Below are 3,253 nucleotides of genomic sequence, written 5' to 3'. Positions count from 1 at the left end.
TGGCCGAAAACTATTATATCGAAAGGAAGTTTTTCTCGCTAAAGCTCTTCTGTCCCCCACAAGTAAAACTTGTGGTTTATTTAACATATTAATAATAGCCAGTTAATATTCTTAAAATCTAAGAATATTAACTGGCTATTTTTGTTGATTTATTTTTAATTACAATTTTTAGTTAAAGTTATTTCATTCAAAATATATAGCATAAATTTTAAAAATTACGAGTGTATTAAAAATAATAACAGAGATCTACACCACCAACTAGCATAAACATTCGGCAACCACATTTTCTAAAAGCTCTTATTAAACAGTACTTCTACAAAATTGGACCAAGCAATAATATTTCAGTGATTAATCATAATTATAAAGATTCTCAATATAATATCTTATAAACAAGAATGACAAAATCTTTATATATAAAGTAAATTAAAGATCTGAAGATAGTTTTAGGCAATAATGGTTACCATCATAATGTTCCTACAAAAAGTTTCTTTAACTGATGAATATCAAAACTCTTGATTACAAAATCTCACAATTACAATCCAGAGTAACATTAATCTGATAATTTGACAAAAAATATTAATTTAGCAATAAAAAACCAGTTAGACCTATTTGATCTAACTGGAAGATAAAAAACATCTCAACACTTATTGACATGGCTCAATAAAACTTGATTAAGAATTTTCAGTCAAGTATCATTGTCTCTTGGCTATTAACTGGGGATGTCACTGTAATAGTAAGTGGCTGATTGCTTTGTCTTTTAATTATAGCCAAAGCATGTCCATTAAATGTTTTAGTAGATAATTGATTAAAGTTATTCAAAGGCTTAGGGTTGCCACTGCCAAAACCAATAACCGCACCTTTACCGGAACTCAATTTAATTTTTAGTACTTGATCATTGTCAGTAATCAAATTACCATCTATATCAACTAGTTCGACTGCCACAAACACCAGCTGACCATTAATTATCTGATGTTGATAACTAATTTTTTGTTTCATTTCTTCTGAATAATCAACTTTTTGCAATCGTATTTGCAATTGATTACTATTAGCGGTTTCCAAATCTTGGCGCCCAATTTCTTGCCCATTTTTATAAGAAATGGCTGTTAATTTACCAGGAATATATTTTAAATCGAATAAAGTCCGATGATCAGGGCCTACGGATTTTTTAGCAATAATTTTGTCATTCAATAATAACTCGACTTCTGAACCGGCACTGTAAACTTCTACCTTAATTGGTGAATTTTCAGGGACATCCCAACTCCAACTATGAACTGTATCACTAAGCATCCAAGGTGTTTTTAATAATTCTTTGCCATAATGGTGCGGATTTTGAACAGCGATATAAGGTTTATTGCGCAATCCAAAAATAATCTCGCGATAATACGATAATGGACGCCGATGACCAATAATATCAATATCGCCAACATAAGCTAATTGAGCTGGATATTGAGCACCAAAGCCCCCTTCGCCGGGTTGATAACCTGGAATACCAACCCCAGCTTCACCAATATAATCCCAACCGGTCCAAGTAAAATCACCAATGATTTGTGAATGCTTTTGCACAAGTGGCCAATTGCGAGAAATTTGTGGAGGATAGGTTTCTGTACCGACAATTATTCTTTGAGAGTACTTTTTGATATCATCTTCATAACGCGCAGTCATATAATTATACCCAGCAATATCAGTCGTGGTAAATACTTGATTTAGACGCTTTGTAATTTTTGAATTTACAATAATTTGATCTAAATATTGATTCATGGCAGTCATAAAATCGTTGACATTACCGTCTTCTTGAGAACCCTTTTGCTCTTTTACAACATCATTAACAATTCCTACTAAGTCATTACCTACAGAAAATAAACCATTTACTGCTGCTAAGGTATAGCGACTGGGATCTAATTGATGAATGAATTGACTAATCTTGGCACTGAGATCAATACCTTGATTGGTAGCTATTTCAGGGATTTCATTACCTATCGAATACATAATTACACTAGGATGATTAAAGTCTTTAAATATCATAGATTGAACATCTTTAGGCCACCATTCTTGAAAATACAAACTATAATCATAATCGGACTTACTGCGATTCCACATATCAAAGGTTTCATCCATTACATACATGCCCAATTCATCACAAGCTCGTAATAAAGCTGGAGCAGCCGGTTGATGAGCCATTCTTACAGCATTAAAACCAGCCTGCTTTAATAATTTAACTTGTCGATAAGCAGCTATATCGTAAGTTGCTGCTCCTAATAACCCACTATCATGATGAATACAAGCTCCACGTAACTTGATTTTTTGACCATTAACTCGCAAACCATTTTTTGGATCCAATGTCAAAGCACGAACGCCAAAAATAGTTTCAGTATGGTCAATTAATTCTTGATCCTGATTAAATAAGCGGAGAACACAGCGGTACAAATGTGGCGAATGTTCATCCCATAATTGAGGATTATCCCAAGTTAGTTTTTGTACTAGTTTTCTCTGATTAATTCCAGTAATAGTCAAGGGAGCTGTTTCATCGATGATTAATTGATCTTGATCATCATAAATTAAAGTTTGTAATTGTAATAGAGATGTTGATTTTAACAATTTATTTTTAATAATAGTAGTAACATTAATACTAGCTAATTCTTCCTGTGCCTGCAAAATTTGAATTTGTGGATAATCAGGCTGCAGATAAATTTGTGATCCTTCCAAAAAATAGACGTCACGAATTAGTCCCGCTCCTGAATACCAACGACTATTAGGCATTGCTCCAGCCTTAATTTGAACACGTATTTCATTAACTGTATCATAGTTTAAAAAATCATTGAGTGGCACATAAAAAGTAGAATACCCATATGGGCGCTTGGCTGCAAGCTGCCCGTTAACATAAACAAAAGTATTCATATATGATCCTTCAAACTTCAAGAGAAATACTTTGTCAGCCTCTTGAGATGAGATAGTCAAGTTTTTAACATAAACATAAGTGCCGCCATCACGAAAACCTGTATTACCTCCATTAGGGCTTTGGGCATTAGCTGCCCTTTGTAACATAGCATCATGAGGCAAATTTATCTTTTGAGCATTTTCCGGTATATTCCATAATAATGCAAATGAGTTTTTATCTTCCCAAAAGAACCAGTCTTGATTCCAATTAGTCTGTTTCATATCTAAAACTCCTTATAGTAATCTTGTTCACGATTACATTATAGGGTTATTAAAAAATTTCCACTAGCTTCAAAAAACGGAATTCTCTATGCATTTC

Annotated in this window: 1 protein-coding gene; it reads right to left on the bottom strand. The window is 33.1% G+C overall.

What is annotated here, in order from left to right:
• Window positions 1-681 precede the first annotated feature (681 nt).
• The gene (locus EQ827_RS08215) at window positions 682-3,156 is read right to left on the bottom strand and encodes a glycoside hydrolase family 2 protein (RefSeq protein WP_181190504.1); all 2,475 of its coding nucleotides are present in this window, start codon (window positions 3,154-3,156) and stop codon (window positions 682-684) included.
• Window positions 3,157-3,253: the final 97 nt, after the last annotated feature.

It is taken from the genome of Bombilactobacillus bombi, from assembly GCF_013607485.1.
Lineage (GTDB): Bacteria > Bacillota > Bacilli > Lactobacillales > Lactobacillaceae > Bombilactobacillus > Bombilactobacillus bombi_A.
Note: the sequence above shows the minus strand (reverse complement) of the source record. Positions and strands in the feature narration are given on the sequence as shown.